Below are 21,220 nucleotides of genomic sequence, written 5' to 3' on the forward strand. Positions count from 1 at the left end.
TTGCGCGCGGGGGCTTCAGGGGTTATCGAGGGCCGTGAGTTGACAATGGCAGTCGTCTGTCTTAACTCATACGCATCATGAGGCCCGTCTCCTTCACTGCCCTGCTGATTGCGCGCTTCCCCGCGCCGGCGGCGGACGTGTGCCTTTCCCCCCGTCACGAGGTTCTGCTCGACATTTGAGCAGGCGGGCCGGAGTCCTTCCGGCGCGCGGGTCGCTGGTTCCCGCGTGTCGTGAAGCCCGGTTCCGCCCTGGCTCCGTCTGAGCCGTCGTGTGTCCTCACGCGTCCCTGAGCGGGCCTTTCGAGCCCCTCCGGCATGTCGCGCGTGCGTGCGCCCGACGGCTCCACGCCCGTCGTGTCTCCAACCGGCTCCTCTCATCCATCGCCACCCGTGGGCCTCGCTGCCCGACGGGAACAGGAGTCTTTTATGTCCCGCAGCACTCGCATCGAGCGGTACCGCAACATCGGCATCATGGCGCACATCGACGCGGGCAAGACGACGCTCACCGAGCGCGTCCTGTTCTTCACCGGTCGCATCCACTCCACGGGAGAAGTGCATGACGGCTCCACGGAGATGGACTGGCTGCCGCAGGAGAAGCAGCGCGGCATCACCATCACCTCCGCGGCCACCACCGCGTTCTGGTCGCCTCGTCACGGGCCCTCCGCGGGCGCTCCTCATCGCATCAACATCCTGGACACGCCGGGACACGTGGACTTCACCATCGAGGTGGAGCGCTCCCTGCGCGTGCTGGATGGCGCGGTGGCCGTGTTCGACGCGAGCCAGGGCGTGGAGCCCCAGTCGGAGGCGGTGTGGCGTCAGGCGGACCGCTACGGCGTCCCGCGCATCGCGTTCATCAACAAGATGGACAAGGTGGGCGCGGACTTCGTCATGAGCCTGGAATCCATCCGTGAGCGCCTGGGCGCTCGCGCCGTGGCGGTGCAACTGCCGCTGGGCGAGGAGGCGGAGTTCCGTGGCCTCGTGGACCTGGTGCGCATGAAGACCCTCCGCTTCGACGGAGAGGCCGGTGAGTACCGCGAGGAGCTGTCCGTGCCGGAGGACGTCCGGCAGCGGGCGGAGACGTTGCGGCTGCGGCTCATCGAGGCGGCGGCGGACGTGGATGACGCGGTGATGGAGAAGTTCGTGGACGGACGTCTGGAAGACATCACCGAGGAGGACCTGGTGCGTGCGCTGCGCGCGGGAACCCTCTCGCGCACGCTGGTGCCGGTGCTCGCCGGTTCGGCGTTCAAGAAGAAGGGAGTGCAGATGCTGTTGGACGCCGTCGTCGACTACCTGCCCGCGCCCTCGGACCTTCCGTCGGTGGAGGGACTCGTTCCGGGCACGGAGCAACGTGCCTCGCGCGAGCCAACGGACGACAGTCCTCCGGCCGCGCTGGTGTTCAAGATGATGAGTGACAAGAACGTGGGCAACATCGTCTTCCTGCGTGTCTATTCGGGCACGCTGCGCGCAGGCACCGTCCTGCTCAATCCCGCCACCGGCAAGCGGGAGCGCGTGGGTCGGCTGATGTTCATGCATGCCAATCGCAGGGAGGAGGTCTCGGAAGTCCATGCGGGAGACATCGCGGCGGCGCTCGGCCTGAAGAACGTGCGCACGGGAGACACACTGAGCGACCCCGAGGCACCCGTGGTGCTGGAGTCGCTCGGCTTCCCGGAGCCCGTGGTGCACCTCGCCGTGGAGGCGAAGTCGCCCGCGGAGCTGCCGAAGCTGGAAGAGGGCCTGCATCGCCTGGCGGCGGAAGACCCGTCGCTGCGCGTGGGCGTGGACCCGGAGAGCGGCCAGGTGCTGCTGTCCGGAATGGGTGAGCTTCACCTGGAGGTGGTCGTGGACCGACTGAGGACGGAGTACGGCGTGGAGGCGCGCGTGGGACAGCCCAAGGTGGCCTACCGCGACACGCTCAAGCGCGCCGTGCGTCAGGAGTACCGGCACGTCCGTCAGACGGGCGGGCCCGGACAGTATGCGCGCGTGGTGCTGGATGTGGCTCCGGCGGCGCGAGGCGCGGGGCTCGTCTTCGTGGACGACACGAAGGGCGGCTCCATTCCGAGGGAGCTGGTGCCCGCCATCCAGAAGGGTGTGGCGGGTGCCATGGAGCGCGGCGTGCGGGACGGCGTGGCGCTCGTGGACGTGGAGGTCCGGCTGGTGGATGGAGACACGCACGTGCGCGACTCCACGCCCCAGGCGTTCTCCATGGCCGGCTCCCTGGCGCTCCAGGAGGCGGTGCGGCGGGTGGGCGTGCAGGTTCTGGAGCCGGTGATGGACGTGGAGGTCACCACGCCCGAGGAGTACGTGGGCGAGGTGTTGGGAGACCTGGCCTCGCGGCGGGGCCGGGTGCTGGGAATGGAGACGCGGGGCAATGCCCGCGTGGTGTCCGCGCGGGTGCCCATGGCCAGCCTCTTTGGCTACGTGACGGGCTTGCGGGGCAGGACGCAGGGCCGGGCCCAGGCCAGCATGCGGCTGGGGACGTATGAGCCCCTGCCAGAAGTGCTCCAGGCGTCACTGTCCGAAGCACGGGCATGACGGAAGGGTGAGGAGGGCCCCGGGGCTGTACGCCTCGGGGCCCTCTTCGTTCGCCCGACACCCCACAAAAGCGGCTGTCAAGGGCTCGATTTCACGGGACATCCGTCCCGGGAGAGGGCAGGGTCCGCGGCCGAATGCGTGGAATGGGCGGGAAGACCCCCCTGTTCTCCGACATTCTCAAGCGGGTCGGCCGGCCGGGCCGGACCGCGCACCGCCAGGTGCCCTCGATACTGAACTCGATTGGGCTCGCTGCGCGGGCTTCCTTGCCTGGCGAGGAAGCAGACTCACTTCGACTAGGAATCCATGACTTTCGACGAATTGCAGCTTCACGACACCCTCCTGCGCGCGGTCAAGGCGGAGGGGTACACCACGCCTACGCCCATCCAGATGAAGGCGATTCCACACGCCCTGGCTGGGAAGGACGTGCTCGGCGTGGCCCAGACGGGCACGGGGAAGACGGCGGCGTTCGCGCTGCCGATTCTCCAGCGTCTGTCCGCCAAGGCGCCGACCGGGGGCGCGCGTCCCGTGCGTTGCCTGGTGCTCACTCCCACGCGAGAGCTCGCGGGGCAGGTGAGCGAGAGCTTCGCGACGTACGGCAAGAACCTGCCGCTGCGCCACGCGGTGATTTTCGGCGGAGTGGGCCAGGGCGCGCAGGTGCAGTCGCTCAAGAGCGGCGTGGATGTGCTGGTGGCGACGCCTGGCCGCCTGCTCGACTTGATGGACCAGGGTTACGTGTCGCTGCGCTCGCTCGAGGTGTTCGTGCTCGACGAGGCGGACCGCATGCTGGACATGGGCTTTATCCATGACGTGCGCAAGGTCATCAAGGCGCTGCCCTCGAAGCGGCAGACGCTCTTCTTCAGCGCGACGATGCCGCCGGAGATTGTCGACCTGTCTCGCAACATCCTCACGGACCCCATCCGGGTGGAAGTGACGCCGGTCTCCAGCACGGCGGAGACCGTTGCTCAGCAGGTGTACTTCGTGGAGCGCGAGCAGAAGCGCGGCTTGCTCACGCACCTGCTGAAGGACGGCAAGATTGAGCGTGCGCTGGTCTTCACGCGCACCAAGCACGGCGCCAACCGGGTGGCCAAGCAGCTCGAGGGCTCCGGCGTCACGGCCGCCGCGATTCACGGAAACAAGAGCCAGAACGCGCGTGAGCGCGCGCTGGACGACTTCCGCAACGGCGCGCTCCGGGTGCTGGTGGCCACGGACATCGCGGCGCGCGGCATCGACATCGACGGGTTGAGCTTCGTCGTCAACTACGACCTGCCCAACGTGCCGGAGCAGTACGTGCACCGCATCGGTCGCACGGGCCGCGCGGGAGCGACGGGCACCGCGGTGTCCTTCTGCGACGGCGAGGAGCGCGCATACCTGCGCGACATCGAGCGGACCATCCGCCGCAGCGTGCCGGTGGTGGAGGAGCATCCGTACCGCTCGGGCCTCGCGGCGCCGCGTCCTGGGGCCTCGGCCTCGGTGGACGAGCCTGTCGCGCGCAGCTCGAATTCGGGTGGGCAGTCGCGAGGCGGGCAGGGCGGTGGAGGTGGCGGCCGTGGCAACCAGCCCGGTAGCTCGTCACGCCGTCGCCGGGGTGGTGGCGGAGGCCAGGGGCGTCCCGAGGCGGGCCGTTCGGCGCGGGGTGGTGGCGGCTCCTCTGGTTCGGGCCGTGGTGGTGGACAGCAGTCGCGCGGTGGCGGTGCTCCGTCTCGTGGGGGCAGCGCACCGTCGCGGTCCTCGGGTCCGGCGCCGACTCCCGTGAAGGCGGCCGAGCCGCCTCCGCGTCGTCAGTCTCCGAAGTGGCTGTGAGCTGAAGCCCCTCCGAGGGCCCGTGATGCGCGCTCGACGTGCTCACGGGGCCCCGAGGTGTTGGTTGGCGGTGACGGGTGGGCCGTTACGACAGGCCCGCCGTCATGGCTCCGAGGTGAACGGACTCGATTCGTTCGACCTCGAAATCCCGCACATGTTCGAGCTGGCTCCAGAGTCGCGCGTGGCCCTTGAGCCACCGGAGTCGTCGCACGCGTCGCGCGAAGCGCTGTTGCTCCTCGGGTGTGGCGCGTCGGGGAGGGCCGAGCACGTGCCCCACGAGTCGCAGCGCGGGTGGGCGAGTAAAGCGCCCCGCCAAGAGTGAGCGAAGCCAGAACAGCTTGCCGCTGTCCACGGCGAGGATGCTCACCCGGGAGTCCTTCGCGAGGTTCGCTGGGAGCTGACGGGCGAAGACCTCGAAGAAGATGCCGCGCCCGGGTTCACCCAGCAGCACGGAGCCAATGGGCGTGATGTGGGGTGCTCCTCGCGCATCGACGCTGGCGATGGCGAAGTGCAGGGAGCTGGCGAAGGCGCTGGAGAACAACTGGCGCACCCGGGGCCACTGCTCGTGAAGCGCTGGCGTTGTGCTCGGTGGGCCTTGCGGCACGGGCACCGCTGCGGAGTTCATGACTCCTCGCGAGGCGCCATGGCGGCGATGGTGCCCTGGGCCACGGCCACCAGCGTCTCGCCCTTCTCCGTGACGACGAAGATTTCGCAGTGGCAGACGGACTGTCTGCGCCCGGCGTGCAGCGCGCGAGCCCGTGCGATGAGCATGGAGCCCTGGGCCGGACGGACGTAGTTGATCTTGAACTCCGACGTGATGACGGGCCCCGTCATCGCCGTGCCCCCGGCGAAGGTGAGCGCGTTGTCGGCCATGTAGCTGAGCACGCCCCCGTGCACGAAGCCGTACTGCTGACGCAGCTCCTCGCGCAGCGGCAGCTCCAGAACCACCTCGCCCTTCGTCAGATGCACCAACCGGGTCCCCATCAGCGTGCTGAACGCCTGCTGCTTGAGCACCTGCTGACCCATCTCCATGAGTGACTCCACGGCGGCCTCCCGGCTGTGTAGAATATCGTTCTAGAATGGTGTTCTAATGTAGGGTAGAGGGATGCGCAACCCGGGTCACCGGAGAGAAGAGGTCCTCAAGGCGGCGCTGGAGTGTTTCCTGGAGCGGGGCGTCGAGGGGACGACCCTGGCGGCCATCCGTGAGCGCTCGGGGGCCAGCACGGGGAGCATCTACCACCTGTTCGAGAGCAAGGACGCGATTGCCGCGGCGCTCTACCTGGACGTCCTGGGCGAGTACCAGTCAGGGGTGGTCGAGGTGCTCAAGACGCAGCCGGGAGCCCGGGAGGGCGTCGAGGCGCTCGTTCGTCACCATCTGGAGTGGACGCTGGCGCGGCCGGATGCGACGCGCTTCCTCATGGGTGCGCGAGGCGTCGCGGCGGTTGTCGCGGCCGAGGCGAGCATCCGCGAGCAGAACAAGGGTTTCTTCCGTCAGATGAAGGACTGGTGGCAGGCGCACGTCCGGGACGGCGCGTTCGAGGAGATGTCCTTCGAACTCTTCCTCGCCATCCTTCGCGGGCCCGCACAGGAGTTGGTGCGCGACTGGCTCGCGGGACGGACGAAGACGGATTTGCGCGCGGCCATCCCGGTGCTTGCGCGTGCCGCCTGGCAGTCCGTCGAAAAACGGCCCACACGCTCCAAGAAGTGAACGGAGGGCAGGGGCCCCGTGTCGCGCGGGGCCCCTGAAGCACTACATGTTCCGTCGGTACTGCCCACCCACCTCGTACAGCGCGCGGGAGAGCTGGCCGAGCGTGCAGACCTTACAGGCGTCCATCAGGGCGGAGAAGATGTTGCCGTTGTCGAGCGCCGCGCGCTTCACGGCCTCCAACGCCGCCGGAGCGGTCGCCGCGTTGCGCTTCCAGAAGGCGTCCCTCGCGGTGATGGAGTAGTCCTTCTCCTCCTTCGTCGCGCGAATCACCTCCGGCGGTGTCACCGTCGGAGAACCCTTCGGGTCCAGGAACGTGTTCACCCCGATGATGGGCAGCGTCCCGTCGTGCTTCTGCATCTCGTAGTACAGCGACTCCTCTTGAATCTTGGACCGCTGGTACATGCGCTCCATCGCGCCCAGCACGCCGCCGCGCTCGGAGATGGCGCGGAACTCCGTGAGCACCGCCGCCTCCACCAGGTCCGTCAGCTCATCAATGATGAACGCGCCCTGGTTGGGGTTCTCGTTCTTGGAGAGCCCGAACTCCTTGTTGATGATGAGCTGGATGGCGAGCGCGCGCCGCACGCTCTCCTCCGTGGGCGTGGTGATGGCCTCGTCGTACGCGTTGGTGTGCAACGAGTTGCAGTTGTCGTTGAGTGCCAGCAACGCCTGGAGCGTGGTCCGGATGTCGTTGAAGGCGATCTCCTGCGCGTGCAGGGAACGGCCCGACGTCTGGATGTGGTACTTCAGCTTCTGCGAGCGGTCATTGCCGCCGTACTTGTCGCGGATGGCCTTGGCCCAGATGCGGCGTGCCACGCGGCCCAGCACCGCGTACTCCGGGTCCATTCCGTTCGAGAAGAAGAACGAGAGGTTGGGCGCGAAGTCGTCGATGTGCATCCCGCGCGACAGGTAGTACTCGACGAAGGTGAAGCCGTTGGCCAGCGTGAAGGCCAACTGGGAGATGGGGTTCGCCCCTGCCTCCGCGATGTGGTAGCCGGAGATGGACACCGAGTAGAAGTTCCTCACCTTCTTGTCGGTGAAGTACTGCTGGATGTCGCCCATCACCCGCAGCGCGAACTCCGTGGAGAAGATGCAGGTGTTCTGCGCCTGGTCCTCCTTCAGGATGTCCGCCTGCACCGTGCCGCGCACCTGCTGGAGCGTCGTCGCGCGGATCTTCTCGTAGACGTCGCGCGGCAGCACCTCGTCGCCCGACACGCCGAGCAGCAGCAGGCCCAGTCCGTCACTCCCCTGCGGCAGGTCACCCTGGTAGCGGGGCCGAGGCACCCCGCGCTCCCGGTAGATCGCGTCGATCTTCTTCTCGACCTCGTCGACCTTGTTGTTGGCGCGAATCCACTTCTCGCACTGCTGGTCCACCGCCGCGTTCAGGAAGAACCCGAGCAGCATCGGCGCGGGGCCGTTGATGGTCATCGACACCGACGTGGCCGGATCCGCCAGGTCGAAGCCCGAGTAGAGCTTCTTCGCGTCGTCCACGTTGGCGATGGACACGCCGGAGTTGCCGACCTTGCCGTAGATGTCCGGCCGGTGGTCCGGGTCCTCGCCGTACAGCGTCACGGAGTCGAACGCGGTGGACAGGCGCTTCGCGGGCAGGCCGCGTGACACGTAGTGGAAGCGCTTGTTGGTGCGCTCCGGGCCGCCTTCACCCGCGAACATGCGCGCCGGGTCCTCACCCTCGCGCTTGAGCGGGAAGACGCCGGAGGTGAACGGGTACGCGCCCGGCGCGTTCTCCCGCAGCAGCCAGATGAGGATGTCGCCCCAGTCCTCGTAGCGGGGCAGGGCGATCTTCGGGATGCGCAGGTGGGACAGCGACTCGGTGAACAGGTCCAGCTCGATGACCTTGTCGCGCACCTGGTACTGGTACTTGGACGCCGCGTAGCGCCGCTTTGTCGCGGGCCACTCCGTCAGCAGCCGACGGCAGTCGGGGTCCAGGCGGGACTCCAGGTCCTTGTACAGCTCCACCAGCTCGCTCAGGTACGCGGGCTCGCCCTCGACGCGCTCGGTGACGTGCACCACGTCGGACGTGTCCTTCGGCTCGACGATCTCCAGGCGCTTCTTGCCGACGTTCTGTCGCAGCGCCTCGATGGTGCCGTGGAGCTGATACATCCGCCGCGCCACCGCAGCCTGGGAGCGGGCGAACTTGTCGTACGCCTCGCACGTCTCGACGATCTCCGCGAGGTAGCGGGTGCGATCAGGCGGGATGATCCACTTCTTCTCGCTCATACCCGGCGTCGGCTCCAGGTGCGACTGGAGCGGAGCACCCGTCTTGCGAACCACCGTGTCGACGATGGCCCGGTAGAGCTGGTTCATCCCCGGGTCATTGAACTGCGAGGCGATGGTGCCGTACACGGGCACCGAGTCATCCGCCGTGGTGAACGCGTTGTGGTTGCGCTTCCACTGCTTGCGCACGTCGCGCAGCGCATCCAGCGAGCCGCGCTTGTCGAACTTGTTGATGGCGATGACGTCCGCGAAGTCGAGCATGTCGATCTTCTCGAGCTGCGTCGCCGCGCCGTACTCGGCCGTCATCACGTAGAGCGAGACGTCCGAGTGCTCGATGATCTCCGTGTCGGACTGACCGATGCCGGAGGTCTCCACCACGATGAGGTCGAAGCCCGCGGCCTTGCACACCTCGATGGAGTCACCCACGTGCTTGGACAGCGCGAGGTTGCTCTGCCGGGTCGCCATGGAGCGCATGTAGACGCGCTGGTTGTCGATGGCGTTCATGCGGATGCGGTCACCGAGCAACGCGCCGCCCGACTTGCGCTTCGACGGGTCCACGGAGAGCACCGCCAGCGTCTTGTCCGGGAAGTCCGCGAGGAAGCGGCGCACCAGCTCGTCCACGAGGCTGGACTTGCCCGCGCCACCGGTACCGGTGATTCCCAGCACGGGCACGCGCGGCTGTTTCGCGCTCAGCTTCGTCATCGCGTCGCGCAGCGCGTCTCCGGCGCTCGCGAAGTTCTCCGCGATGGTGATGAGCGAGGCGATCTTCATCGAGTCGCGCACCGGCATGGCCGCGACGGCCGGCCCGTAGTCCGCGGGGCGCTTCTCGAAGTCACACTCCGAGATGAGGTGGTCGATCATCCCCTGGAGGCCCATGGAGCGGCCATCGTCCGGGGAATAGATGCGCGTCACGCCGTAGGCATGCAGCTCTTCGATTTCCGTGGGGAGGATGGTGCCGCCACCGCCGCCGAAGACCTTGATGTTCGCCCCGCGCTGCTTCAGCAGGTCGATCATGTACTTGAAGTACTCGACGTGGCCTCCCTGGTAGGAGGTGATGGCGATGCCCTGGGCATCTTCCTGGATGGCGCAGTCGACGATTTCAGAGACCGAGCGGTTGTGTCCCAGGTGGATGATTTCGGCGCCCGAGGACTGCATCAGCCGGCGCATGACATTGATGGCCGCGTCATGCCCGTCGAACAGGGAGGCGGCCGTCACGATTCGCACATGGAATCGCGGCTTGTAGGGCCCGGGGACCGGGGTCAACTGGACGTTTCGCACGCCGCGTACAGTAGGAGCGCGGTGGGTGTCGGGCAAGCGATTGAAGCGGGGACGGCCGAGGCTCGACGCGGACTGTCAAGCCCTCGATTCCGGGAGGAATGCACCCAGGACGCGCAGTGCGGCGGACGTCGCCGTGGCACGGCCCTCACGCACGTCATGTTCCAACTGGGGGAACAGGGCGGCCACCGTGGGGTTCGCATGCAGGGCCGCCCGCAGGCCGTCCTGCACCATGGACCACATCCAGCCCACCTGCTGAGCGTGCCGACGCTGCTCCATCGCTCCAGAGGCCACGCGCTTGTCCAGTTGCGCTTCCAGCGAACTCCACAGCGAAGCGATGCCCGTGCCCTCCATCGCGCTGCACGTCGTCACCACGGGCTCGTTGCCGGGACGCATCAGGTGCAGCGCGGCGCGGTACTCGGCGCGAGCGCGCTCGGCGCGGGGCTGGTTGTCACCGTCCGCCTTGTTGATGGCGAGCATGTCCGCCACCTCCAGGATGCCGCGCTTGATTCCCTGGAGCTCGTCCCCCGCACCCGCGAGCATCAGCACCAGGTAGAAGTCCACCATGTCGGCGACCACCGTCTCCGACTGGCCCACGCCCACCGTCTCCACCAACACCACGTCGAAGCCCGCGGCCTCGCACAGGAGCAGCGTCTCGCGAGTCTTGCGCGCGACACCGCCCAGCGTTCCGCTGGAGGGACTGGGACGGATATAGGCCGCCGTCTCACGCGACAGCCGGGCCATGCGCGTCTTGTCGCCCAGGATGCTGCCGCCGGAGATGGTGCTCGACGGGTCGATGGCGAGCACCGCGACGCGCCTTCCTTCGCCCACCAGGTGCATGCCCAGCGCGTCGATGAAGGTGCTCTTGCCCACGCCGGGCACGCCGCTGATGCCCACCCGTCGGCTGCCACCCGTGTGAGGGAGCAACCGGGTGAGCACTTCCTGGGCGAGCGACTGGTGGCGCGGGTGCCCGCTCTCCACCAGGGTGATGGCGCGAGCCAGCACGGACCGGTCGCCCGAGCGGACGCCTTCCACATAGGCCTCCGCCGTCAGCAGCTTCACGCCTCCTCCTGCGCCGCCGAGAGCTTCTCCAGCAGCTCCACCGCGGCCTTCGAGATGACGGTGCCGGGGCCGAAGATGGCGGCGGCGCCCGCGGCGCGAAGCTCGTCATAGTCCTGCGCCGGGATGACGCCGCCGACGACGACCATGATGTCCTCGCGGCCCAGCTCGCGCAGGGCGCGCTTGAGCTGTGGCACCAGCGTGAGGTGGCCCGCGGCCAGGGAGCTGGCGCCCACGACGTGGACGTCGTTCTCCACGGCCTGACGCGCGGACTCCTCGGGCGTCTGGAAGAGCGGGCCGATGTCCACGTCGAAGCCCAGGTCCGCGAAGGCAGTGGCGATGACCTTCTGTCCCCGGTCATGCCCGTCCTGCCCCATCTTCGCGATGAGAATGCGCGGCCGACGGCCGAACCGCGCGAGGAACGTGTCCGCGGCGGCGCGCGCCTGGATGATTCCCTGGGAGTCCTTGCCTGCTTCGCTCGAATACACGCCGGACACGCTTCGCACCGTGGCCTCGTAGCGCCCGAAGACCTTCTCGAGCGAGTCGCTGATCTCTCCCACCGTGGCCTTCGCCCGCGCCGCGTCGATGGCCAGCGCCAGGAGATTGCCCTCGTTGCGTCGGCCCGCCTCCGTCAGCGCGTCCAGCCTCCGCCGCACTTCCTCCGCGTTGCGCTCCGCGCGCAGCTCCTTGAGCCGGGCGATCTGCGCTTCGCGCACCGCGGAGTTGTCCACCTTGAGGATCTCGATGTTGTCGGGGCGCTCGGGCGGGTACTTGTTCACGCCGATGATGGCCTGACGGCCGGAGTCGATGCGCGCCTGGGTGCGGGCCGCCGCCTCCTCGATGCGCAGCTTGGGGAGGCCCGCTTCAATCGCCTTCGTCATGCCACCCAGCGCTTCGACCTCCTGGATGTGGCCCCAGGCCTTCTGCGCGAGCTCGTGGGTGAGCCGCTCCACGTAGTAGCTGCCGCCCCACGGGTCGATGACGCGCGTCGTCCCGCTCTCGAGCTGGAGATACAACTGGGTGTTGCGGGCGATGCGCGCGCTGAAGTCGGTGGGCAGCGCGATCGCTTCATCGAGCGAGTTGGTGTGCAAGCTCTGCGTGTGGCCCTGGGTGGCGGCCATCGCCTCCACGCAGGTGCGCACCACGTTGTTGTACACGTCCTGCGCGGTGAGGCTCCAGCCGGAGGTCTGCGAGTGGGTGCGCAGCGCCAGGCTCTTGTCGCTCTTGGGGTTGAAGCCCTTGATGAGCCTGGCCCAGATCATCCGGGCCGCGCGCATCTTCGCCACCTCCATGAAGAAGTTCATGCCGATGGCCCAGAAGAACGACAGTCGGGGCGCGAAGGCATCCACTCCCAGGCCCGCCGCGAGACCCGCGCGCACGTACTCCACGCCGTCCGCGAGCGTGTAGCCCAGCTCCAGGTCCTGCGTCGCTCCCGCCTCCTGCATGTGGTAGCCGCTGATGCTGATGCTGTTGAAGCGCGGCATCTTCTCGGCGGTGAAGCGGAAGATGTCGCCGATGATGCGCATCGACGGGCCCGGCGGGTAGATGTACGTGTTGCGGACCATGAACTCCTTTAGGATGTCGTTCTGGATGGTCCCGCTGAGCTGCTCGGGCTTGACGCCCTGTTCCTCGGCCGCGACGACGTAGAGCGCGAGGATGGGCAGCACCGCGCCGTTCATCGTCATCGACACGCTCATCTGGTCGAGCGGGATGCGGTCGAACAGGATGCGCATGTCCTTGATGGAGTCGATGGCCACGCCCGCCATGCCCACGTCGCCCGCGACGCGAGGATGATCGCTGTCGTAGCCCCGGTGCGTCGCGAGGTCGAACGCGATGGACAGGCCCTTCTGACCGGCCGCGAGGTTGCGCCGGTAGAAGGCGTTGGACGCCTCGGCCGTGGAGAAGCCCGCGTACTGGCGCACCGTCCACGGCTGCTGCACGTACATGGTGGAGTAGGGGCCGCGCACGAAGGGCGGCAGGCCCGGCAGCGAGCCCAGGTGTTCGACGTCCGCCAGGTCCTCGCGCGTGTACACGGGCTTGACCGGGATGCCCTCGGGCGTGTCCCAGTGTTCGGCGTCGCGCCGGCTGGTGGCGGCCTGGCTGCCCTGCGCATTGAGTGCGGGCGTGGGCGCCTGTGTCTCGGGTGCGTCGAAGTCGATGCCGGAGAAGTTCGGGACGTGGGTGCGCATCAGGCCACTCCGAGCTGCGCGTGCAGCGAGGACAGGAGCGAGAACAGGTCCGCTCCCGCGTAGATGAAGAGGTCCACACCAGCCGCGCGGAACGCGGCCTCGTTGTCACCAGGACGACCCGCCACGGCGACCACGCGTGCGCCCTTGGCCTTGAGCTGGCTGGTCAGCGCGGGCACCCACTCCGGATACATCGCGTCCGGTCCGGAGATGACCGCGAGGGACGCGCCGGACTCCGCGAAGGCGGCCACGGCGGCGGCGGGGTCGGCGAAGCCGTGCTTCTCGCGCGACTCGATGCCTCCCGCGGCCAGCGCGTTGACCACCCACATGGACCGTGTCGTGTGCTCCGCCACCGCGCCCAGGCTCGCGAGGAACGCGGTGGGGCGCTGGCCCTTCGCCGCGAGCGTGCGATCACTCGCGTCGCGCAGCAGCTCGAAAGGCTCCGAGATGCGAGAGGGCTTGAGGCCCACACTCCTGCTCACCTCCGCGCTCTCCTTGATGCCGGGGACTCGCCCTGATTCCTCGGCGCCGAAGGCCTTGCGGGCCTCGCGCTTCACGGGCGTCTCACCCAGGAAGGGGAACTCGCTCACTCCGACGATGGGCTGCTTGCGCGTGCGCACGGCCTTGTCCCGCGCCGCGCGCGTCTCCGTGAGCACGCGGGCGATATCGCCTTGAGTGAGCGCCTTCTCCATGCCGCCCAGGCCTTCGATTCGCTGCAGCTCCGTCCAGGCCGCGCGCGCGATTTCGGTGGTGAGCTGCTCCAGGTAGTAGCTGCCTCCTGCCGGGTCCGCGACGCGGTTGAGGCTGGACTCGTCGCGCAGGATGAGCTGTGTGTTTCGCGCGAGCCTGCGCGCGCCTTCATCGGGAGCACCCAGCGGCTCGTCGAAGGGCGACGTGCTGATGCTGTCCGCGCCCGCGACGACCGCTGCGAAGGACTCGGCCGTGCCGCGCAGGATGTTCACCCACGGGTCGCGCTGTGTCTTCGTGGCGCTCGCGGTGCGCGCATGCAGCCGCATGGCCTGCGCCTCGGGGGAGCCGCCCGACGCGGCGACGACCTTGGCCCAGAGCAGCCGCGCGGCGCGCAGCTTGGCGATCTCCGGGAAGAACTGTCCGCCGACGGACAGCGCGAACTGCACCGAGCGCGCCGCGACCTCCGGCGGCACGCCTGCGCGCTCCATCCCGCGCAAGTACTCGACGCCCGTGGCGATGGCCCACGCCAGCTCATGCACCGACGTGGCGCCCGCGTCCGAGTACGCCCGCGTCGAGATGAGCAGCGCGCGCAGCTCCGGCGTGCTCCCGCTCAGCGAAGTGACGAGCGGCGCGGCCTCGGTGAACATCGCGTCGACGCCACCCGGCAGCGCGCCGGTGCGAGCGAGGATGCCCAGCGGGTCGATGCCCAGCGAGCCGCTCAGCGCCTTGCGCGACACACCCGCCTTGGTGGCGACGCCCAACAGCAGGGACGCCATGGAGACGGGCGCCGCCTCGGACTCCAGGTGCACGGGAGTGCGGGCCAGGAGCACCGAGGCCAGCAGTTGCTCCATCGTGGCCTCGTCCTTCACGGGGATGCCGCGAGTGGGGCCCAGGCAGAGCCAGACCGCCAGTGTGCCGCGCTCCAGGTCATTGCGGATGGCCTCGGCGGCGACGGCGATGTCGGGCTCGGCGTACTCCTGGCACACCAGCCATCCACCCTCGGTGTGGCCCAGGGCCTGCGTGCCTCGCACGTACGGCGCGACGCCCGGGGGCGGCGGCGCGGCGTCCTGGGAATCGTAGAGGGGTTGGAGCGTCAGCCCGCCTTCCAGCGGCGACTGGAGCGACGTGAAGGGCTTGCCCTTCAGGTCCTTATCCACGAGTCGGCGCCACTCTTCGAGCGAGCGAGCCGGGAACTCGGTGGCGATGTGAAGAGGCACTTGCGACATGCTGTGTCCTCGCAGGGGAGTGGCACCGTGAGACGGGCCGTTCCCGTCCCATAGGCGCAAAAACGGGCCGCGGCAATGGCGAGGTGAAGCCGGTCCTTGTTGGCGGGCACCGGAAGTCCCTTATTGGCACCGGTGGCCATGCTAAGGCGTCAACACGGCGTGTCTTCGGAGGGTGCCGCATGACCACGCAAAGCCCCCATGCGCGAGTGGTCCGGCAGGCCTCCGAGCAGGGTGGTTGGGAGCTGGTGTTCGGCACTCCCGACGCCCGACTGCGCGAGCACGTCCACGACTACTGCGGCTATCGTGAATCCACCCCTGGCCCGGTGCGTCGACGCGAGCTTCCCGCGCCGCAAGTCGTGCTCATCATCGACTTCGGCCCGCCGCTGCGCATCGTCGACCCGAGGACGGGGCGACCGCTCGGCCGACATCCGGTCGGCTTCGTCGCGGGGCTGGATGACGGGTACTCCATCACCGAGACGGCCGGGTCGATGAACGGCATGCAGGTGAACTTCACGCCCGTGGGCGCACGACGGTTCTTCGGCATGCCGCTGCATCACCTCGCGCGGCAGGTCGTCGGACTGGAGTCGGTGCTCGGCGCGGAGGGGCCGCTGCTCACGGAGCGGCTCGTCGAGGCGCCGTCCTGGGAGGCCCGCTTCGCGCTGCTGGACCAGCTCCTCCTCTCACGCATCCTCACGGCGCCCGAGGCTTCACCCGTCATCATCTGGACGTGGCAGCGGCTGCGCGCCAGTGGCGGACAGGTGGAGATTGGTGAGCTGGCCCGGGAGCTGGGCTTCAGCCAGAAGCACGTCATCGCGCGATGTGGTCAGGAGCTGGGCCTGACGCCCAAGCTGCTCGCGCGACTCATCCGCTTCGACCGTGTCATCCAGGTGCTGAAGTCCGGCGCGGCGGAGAGCCAGGCCCGCCTCGCGTTGGAGCAGGGCTACTTCGATCAAGCCCACCTCATTCGCGATTTCCGGCAGTTCACGGGAGGTCCTCCTGGAGAGTTCCTCCGTCGGCGATTGCCCGCGCTGGGTGGAACGCGCGCGGACTGAGGCACGGCCCGTGTCCGGGGTTGCATTCACGCCCGAGTCACGCGATGGATTCGCGAAGCGCCGAGGCCACACACCATGACGGAACAGCAGTACGAGCTGACCAAACTCTTCCGACAAGTCCAGAGCCATAAACACCTCGAGGACCATGTTCAGGTCTACGAAGCGGACAGCTTCGACGAGCGCTTGGCCAAGGAGCGTGCGGAGAACGAGGTGGCGCTCGGGAAGATCCGTCAGATGCTCGCCGGGGGTGTGAGCCTGGACTTCGTCGACCAGAACCAGCACACGCCGGTGCTGCTCGCCGTCACCCAGAACAACGTGGAGCTCCTCCAGCTCTTGAAGGAGTACGGCGCCAACCTCCTCGCGCCACACCGCTACGACACGCCGCTGCACCGCGCGGCGGAGTTCGGCGCGGACCGCGTGGTCCGGTTCCTCATCGAGCAGGGCGCGGACCCTCGCGGCCTGACTCCAGGAGGGCAGAGCGTGCTGGGCGCGGCGCGTACCTCTCGACACAGCCGCAAGGTTCCAGCCCTGCTGGTGGAGCTGCTGCTGCCGACGAAGTCCCAGCGCCCGCCTCCACCCAAGAAGCCCAAGGGCCTGTCGGAAGAGAAGGTCGTCCGCTTTCTCCAAGGTACCGCGCCGCCGGGCGTGCGACCCGCTTCGTGGGAGAAGCTTCGCCTCATCATGGACGCGGTCTTCGTGGAGGCGCACTTCGTCACCATCGATGCGTTCTTCGAGGGCATCGAGGAACAGTCCTCGATGAACCCGGACCTCGTCTTCGCGGGCATCGAGCTCATCCAGGCGGCCATCGCGGAGCCGCCCAAGGACAAGAAGGTGAAGAAGGTCTCCAAGTCGAGCTACGTCCATCACGGCAACCTGGAGGTCGAAGGCCCGCTGAAGGTCGGCGCGTTGATGGTGACGGGCAACCTGACGGTGAAGGGTGGGGCCGCAAACCCCCAAGGCGCCTCGCTGTTCGTCGGCGGTGACTTCACCTGCGAGACGCTCAAGTCCCAGGGCCCGGTCATCATCGGCGGCAATCTGGAGGCCACGCACGTCACGGCGCAGTACAACGACTACGCCCTGGAGGTCCGGGGCACCCTGCGCGCCGCGAAGCTCGTCGTGGAGAACAAGCACGTCGTCACGGCGGGACGCTTCGAGGTCTCGGAGCGGGTGGATTCCTAGCGCGCCTTCGGGAGCCGAGTGAGCGGGGCCTCGCTGCTGTCGGTCGAGGGTGGGCGAAGGTCTGCCCACGTCTTGAACCACCGCGTCATGACCGGATGACGCGGCTCCCCTAGGGTGTCGCCCCACATGCCGACCGAGGTCAGAGTCCAGTCCACGTTGTTCGAGTCGCTGGTCCGTTGCGCGAACCCCGACGCGGCCATGCGCGCCGACTTCCTCGCCGCGGGCTACGACGTGGACAAGCCCCGGGCCAGCTATCCCAGCTCCGTGTTCCTGGCCTGCCAGTCGCTGGTGCTGCGCACGACGTATGGGGGGCTCGCGTCCAAGCAGGCGCAGCGGGAGATGGGACGGGATTTGCTCCGCCAGTACTTCGACACGCTGGTGGGGCGCGTGGTGGGGATGGCCCTCAAGGTGGCCGGGCCGGAGCGGGCGATGAAGCGCGTGGCGCTCAGCTTCAGCTCCGTGTTCGAGCCGGTGAACATCCAGACCGCGCTGCTCGCGCCCCAGGACTATCGGGTGAAGTTTCGCGACTACCCGTTCCCCGCGGAGGCCGCCGCCGGCACGTGCGAGGGCGCCCTGAAGCAGGCGGGCGCCCTGAGTGTCACCGTGGACGTCGAACGGTATGAGACGGAGGGCTTCGACCTGCGCATTCGCTGGTGAAGCCCTCGGAGGGGTTGCTCAGGGCTGGGTGGGGCTCCCCATCGCGAGCGCCGCGGCCACCTTGGGCTCCGTCACGTTGTCCTGTGACTGGCGGTCGATGAGCTTGTTGAGGGGATCCACGCCGACCTCGGCCGGCTGCACCGGCACGGTGAAGGTGATCTCCGATTCCCCCTTGCCCACCTTGCGCTTCTCCAGGAACAGCGCCTCGCCGTTGCTGTCGAGCGCGCCCACGTCCATCCAGTCGGAGAACTCCAGCTCCGTCTGGTTGCCCTTGTCGTCGCTGCGGAACTTCTTCGCGATGACCTTGAGCGTGACGTCCCAGGTCCCCTGGGTGTTCTGCCGCATCGTCGCGGACACCGCGCGGTTGTCGTAGAGGGTGATGGTCTCGAAGAGGTCTTCCAGGAGGTACTGATACTCCGGCGGCGTCTCCTCGCGCAGGAAGCCGAGCAGCTCCGCGGAGCCCGTGTACGGCGGCCCCTGGAAGCGGACCTTGTCCACGTAGCGCTTCATGGCGCGGTTGACGCGCTCCTCGCCGATGAAGTCCTGCAGCGCGTACATGGCGAGGCTGCCCTTCTGGTAGTGGATGTACATCTGGTTCTCCACTCGGGACAGCGGCACTTCCTTCTTCCGCTCCAGCGCGCGGCCCATGAGGTAGCCGTCCAGCTCGAACTTGAGGAAGCGCTTCATCTTCGTCGCGCCGAAGCGGTGCTTCATCACCATCAGCGCGGTGTACTGGGACATCGTCTCCGACGTCATCGTGCTGCCCTGCGCGCGCGCGCCCACCACCTGGTGGGCCCACCACTGATGGGCAATCTCGTGCGCGGTGACGTAGTACGGGTAGTCCACGTCATCGGGGCTGCCGTCGCGCACGCGGGCGATGAAGCCCAGTGATTCCGAGTACGGAATCGTATTGGGGAAGGACTGCGCGAAGGCACCGTAGCGGGGGAACTCCAGGATGCGGGCCTGCCGGTGCTGGTACGGCCCGAAGTTCTCCGTGCAGTACTCCAGCGTGTCCTTCATCCCCCGCATCATCCGGTCCAGGTTATAGACGTGCGTGGGGTGGTGGTAGATCTCCAGCGCCACGTTCTTCCACGTGTCGCGCGCCACCGCGTAGCGCGCGGACAGCACCGAGTAGAACTTGAGGATGGGCTGGTCCATCTTGTAGCGGAAGAAGCGCCGGTTCCCCTCGGTCCACTCCTTCTCCAGGTAGCCGGGGGCGATGGCGATCTGATCCGCCGAGGTGCTCACCGTGGCCTGGAAGCTGACGAAGTCCGCGTCCTGGGTGATGTAGTTGTTGCCCTTGGCCTTCGAGTCATCCCGGTCCGGCAGGCGCTCCTTGGGCGCGAGGCCGTACTCCTTGCGGTCACCGTCCTCCACCAGCTCCGCGTCCTCCTGATAGCCCAGCGTGGGGAGGTTGCCGCTGTTGAAGAAGGTGCCGTTCTCGACGATGTCCGTGCGCGTCGAGCCATGCCTCATGCCGCGTGGCGCGTACTCCAGGTCGAACACCAGGTCCGCCTCGCCGCCGGGAGCCAGCGGCGTGGGCAACTGGAAGACGAAGAGGCCGAGCGACTCGTCGCGCTTCGCCGGGGTGTCCACGCCCGCCAGGGACAGCTTGCGCACGCGTGCGTCGCGCGGCAGCTCCATGAGCACCTGGGAGATGGGCTGCTCCGTCTTGTTGCGCACGCGATAGGTGCCCAGCGCCTCCATGCGTCGCTCTTCCGGGTGGATGTGGAAGGTGACGTCCACCGCGGTGACGCGCGGATGGGGCAGGGCGGCGAAGGACTTGTAGTCCTTCTCATAGCGGGCGAGCGCGCGCTCGCTGTCCTTCGCCGTGACGTACGGGTTGAGGAAGCGCGTGTTGTAGGTGATGAACGCGCCAGTCCCCACGAACACGAGCGCCGCGAGGATGGCGGTCACCGTCCAGGCCGGGGTGCGGCGGGCCCGCGCTTCAGCGAGCCGCTCCTTCCAGGCCGTCCCACGTCCCCGAACGACGAGCAGCGCGCCCGCGGCCACCATGAGCGTGGCCAGTCCGTACCAATACAGGCGGTGCCAGGCGACCGAGGCCAGGAAGTGGCCATAGCCGTTCAGGTCCGAGTAGGGCGCCGCAGGCTCCGAGCCATAGCGCACCAGCGGGTCCTCGATGCCCAGCAGCCCCAACGCGGCCTGCGAGGCGAAGTAGAGCACCATGACCAGGTACGCGACGTACTTGTGGTGGATGAGCACCTGCGCGAAGAAGGCGAGCACGCACAGGAGGATGTTGTGCGTGAAGTCGAGCAGCAGGATGTCCGTGAAGTACAGCCACCACTCGATGTCGAAGAAGCCCCGGCTCACCTGGGAGATGATTGTCGCGAGCGCGACGACGCCCTTGAGCGACAGCACCACCAGCAGCAGCGCCCCGAACTTCGCGGAGTAGCCGACCCACGTCGGAGCCCGCGTCGCGTCGACGATGTCACCCAGGCCCGCGTCCCGCTCCTTCCACACCAGCTCCCCCGCGTAGAACGTCAGGGTGATGAGTACGAAGGGATGGAAGGTGGACGTGGCCATCTCCAGCGCCTGCCACGTCACGGGCAGGGTGGCGGTGCCGAAGATCTGCTTGGAGATCAGCGAGGCGATGGTCACGAAGGCCAGGCCCGCCACCACGAAGGACCAGTACACCGGCGAGCGCAGCACGTCGCGGAACGCCAGCCACGCGGAGGACATGGCCGTGCGCACCCAGCTTCCGAACGTGGGCGCGGGCCGCGTGGTGGGGATGGCCACGGGCGCGGCGGGCGCCTCCTCGCGTGCCGCGGGGCGAGCACCACTGTGCTCCTCCACGGTGGTCCGGAAGCGCGCCACCGTGAGGCCGAGCAGCAGGGCGCCCACGGCGCTCCACACGAGCCGGTTGATGAGCAGCCAGCCGGTGAACGGAATCAGGTCCCGGTTGCGCTCCGCGGGCGTCCAGTACCGGGTCACCGTCTCGATGGTGGTGAACCCGAACGGGTCCAACAGCGAGCCGAGCTCCTGGTTGGCCACGTCCGACATGGCGGAGCTGATGACCAGGTAGCCCAGCACCAGCACCACCATGCCCACGTACACCGGGGCCATGCGGCGCGTGAGCGCGGCCAGTGAGAAGAACACCGTGCCCGCGAAGAACAGCGTGGGCCACACGCCCACCAGGTACGGCCACACGTAGGCGAGGGTCTGGTGCGGCGCGAGCTGCGTCTTGTCGACCAGCCACACGACGCCGGCGCCCACGAGCAGGCCGGGAATGATGGCCAGCATCAGTCCGGCGCTGAAGAGATACGCGCCCAGGAAGCGGCCGAGCAGGTACGGCGTCTTCTTCACGTTCTTCGTGAAGATGAGCATCCACGTCCCGTGGCCGAAGTCCTGGTGCGCGGCCTGTCCGAAGATGGCCGCGACCATGAAGAGGCCGAACAGGGCGATGGTGGTGGTGAATCCCAGGAGCGTGTGCGGGCTGTTGGCCAGCACGCGCTCGGAGCCGGAGCTGGCGGAGACGCTGCGGAAGACGCCACCGGTGGCCATCATCAACAGCATGCCGGCGCCCGCCAGCACGGCGGCGTAGATCCAGGTCGAGAGCATCTTGACCCGGCGCCGCAATTCGAATGTCACGAGAGCGCTGAACATG

Annotated in this window: 13 protein-coding genes; 6 read left to right on the forward strand and 7 right to left on the reverse strand. The window is 68.1% G+C overall.

What is annotated here, in order from left to right:
- The first annotated feature begins 425 nt into the window (after nucleotides 1-425).
- Together fusA and HUA75_RS10930 are read left to right on the forward strand one after the other, a co-directional pair.
- Nucleotides 426-2,531 carry an elongation factor G gene (gene fusA / locus HUA75_RS10925; protein WP_174486326.1) on the forward strand — a complete coding sequence of 702 codons (2,106 nt, stop codon included), beginning with the start codon at nucleotides 426-428 and terminating at the stop codon, nucleotides 2,529-2,531.
- A 303-nt stretch (nucleotides 2,532-2,834) separates the two neighbouring features.
- Nucleotides 2,835-4,331 (forward strand): DEAD/DEAH box helicase, encoded by a 1,497-nt coding sequence (locus tag HUA75_RS10930; protein ID WP_174456639.1) that lies wholly within the window; start codon nucleotides 2,835-2,837, stop codon nucleotides 4,329-4,331.
- 85 nt (nucleotides 4,332-4,416) lie between these two features.
- On the opposite strand, the gene HUA75_RS10935 is transcribed toward HUA75_RS10930, so the two are convergent.
- A complete protein-coding gene (locus HUA75_RS10935; RefSeq protein ID WP_174486327.1) occupies nucleotides 4,417-4,956 on the reverse strand; it encodes a pyridoxamine 5'-phosphate oxidase family protein in 540 nt (179 codons plus the stop codon).
- Nucleotides 4,953-5,363: a PaaI family thioesterase gene (locus tag HUA75_RS10940; protein ID WP_141645634.1), complete on the reverse strand. Its 411-nt coding sequence runs from the start codon at nucleotides 5,361-5,363 to the stop codon at nucleotides 4,953-4,955. Before HUA75_RS10940 ends, HUA75_RS10935 begins: the two co-directional genes overlap by 4 nt.
- Nucleotides 5,364-5,436: 73 nt before the next feature.
- Here HUA75_RS10940 and HUA75_RS10945 point away from each other — a divergent pair, with 73 nt between their 5' ends.
- On the forward strand, nucleotides 5,437-6,039 hold the full coding sequence (locus HUA75_RS10945; RefSeq protein WP_141645618.1) for a TetR/AcrR family transcriptional regulator: 603 nt from the start codon (nucleotides 5,437-5,439) through the stop codon (nucleotides 6,037-6,039).
- Nucleotides 6,040-6,081: 42 nt separating this feature from the next.
- Here HUA75_RS10945 and HUA75_RS10950 read toward each other — a convergent pair whose 3' ends face one another.
- The 4 genes from HUA75_RS10950 to HUA75_RS10965 form a co-directional block, all read right to left on the reverse strand.
- Nucleotides 6,082-9,549, reverse strand: a complete 3,468-nt coding sequence (locus HUA75_RS10950) for a methylmalonyl-CoA mutase family protein (protein WP_141645619.1) — start codon at nucleotides 9,547-9,549, stop codon at nucleotides 6,082-6,084.
- 75 nt (nucleotides 9,550-9,624) lie between these two features.
- Entirely contained in the window at nucleotides 9,625-10,608 is a 984-nt protein-coding gene (gene meaB / locus HUA75_RS10955; protein WP_174456636.1) for a methylmalonyl Co-A mutase-associated GTPase MeaB, read from the reverse strand.
- Nucleotides 10,605-12,794, reverse strand: coding sequence for a methylmalonyl-CoA mutase (gene scpA, locus HUA75_RS10960; protein WP_174456635.1), 2,190 nt, complete (start codon nucleotides 12,792-12,794; stop codon nucleotides 10,605-10,607). Before scpA ends, meaB begins: the two co-directional genes overlap by 4 nt.
- On the reverse strand, nucleotides 12,794-14,707 hold the full coding sequence (locus HUA75_RS10965) for a methylmalonyl-CoA mutase subunit beta (protein ID WP_174486328.1): 1,914 nt from the start codon (nucleotides 14,705-14,707) through the stop codon (nucleotides 12,794-12,796). Before HUA75_RS10965 ends, scpA begins: the two co-directional genes overlap by 1 nt.
- A gap of 179 nt (nucleotides 14,708-14,886) precedes the next feature.
- Between HUA75_RS10965 and HUA75_RS10970 the strand changes: the two genes are divergently transcribed.
- The 3 genes from HUA75_RS10970 to HUA75_RS10980 all read left to right on the forward strand — a co-directional run bounded on the left by HUA75_RS10970 (nucleotide 14,887) and on the right by HUA75_RS10980 (nucleotide 17,595).
- On the forward strand, nucleotides 14,887-15,759 hold the full coding sequence (locus HUA75_RS10970) for a helix-turn-helix domain-containing protein (protein WP_141645623.1): 873 nt from the start codon (nucleotides 14,887-14,889) through the stop codon (nucleotides 15,757-15,759).
- A 75-nt stretch (nucleotides 15,760-15,834) separates the two neighbouring features.
- Nucleotides 15,835-16,938: an ankyrin repeat domain-containing protein gene (locus HUA75_RS10975; protein WP_174486329.1), complete on the forward strand. Its 1,104-nt coding sequence runs from the start codon at nucleotides 15,835-15,837 to the stop codon at nucleotides 16,936-16,938.
- Between the two features lie 126 nt (nucleotides 16,939-17,064).
- Nucleotides 17,065-17,595, forward strand: a complete 531-nt coding sequence (locus tag HUA75_RS10980) for a DUF2378 family protein (RefSeq protein WP_174486330.1) — start codon at nucleotides 17,065-17,067, stop codon at nucleotides 17,593-17,595.
- A gap of 18 nt (nucleotides 17,596-17,613) precedes the next feature.
- On the opposite strand, the gene HUA75_RS10985 is transcribed toward HUA75_RS10980, so the two are convergent.
- A complete protein-coding gene (locus tag HUA75_RS10985; RefSeq protein ID WP_174486331.1) occupies nucleotides 17,614-21,219 on the reverse strand; it encodes a M1 family aminopeptidase in 3,606 nt (1,201 codons plus the stop codon).
- Nucleotide 21,220: the final 1 nt, after the last annotated feature.

It is taken from the genome of Myxococcus sp. CA040A (assembly GCF_013336725.1).
In the GTDB taxonomy this organism is placed as follows: Bacteria; Myxococcota; Myxococcia; order Myxococcales; family Myxococcaceae; genus Myxococcus; species Myxococcus llanfairpwllgwyngyllgogerychwyrndrobwllllantysiliogogogochensis.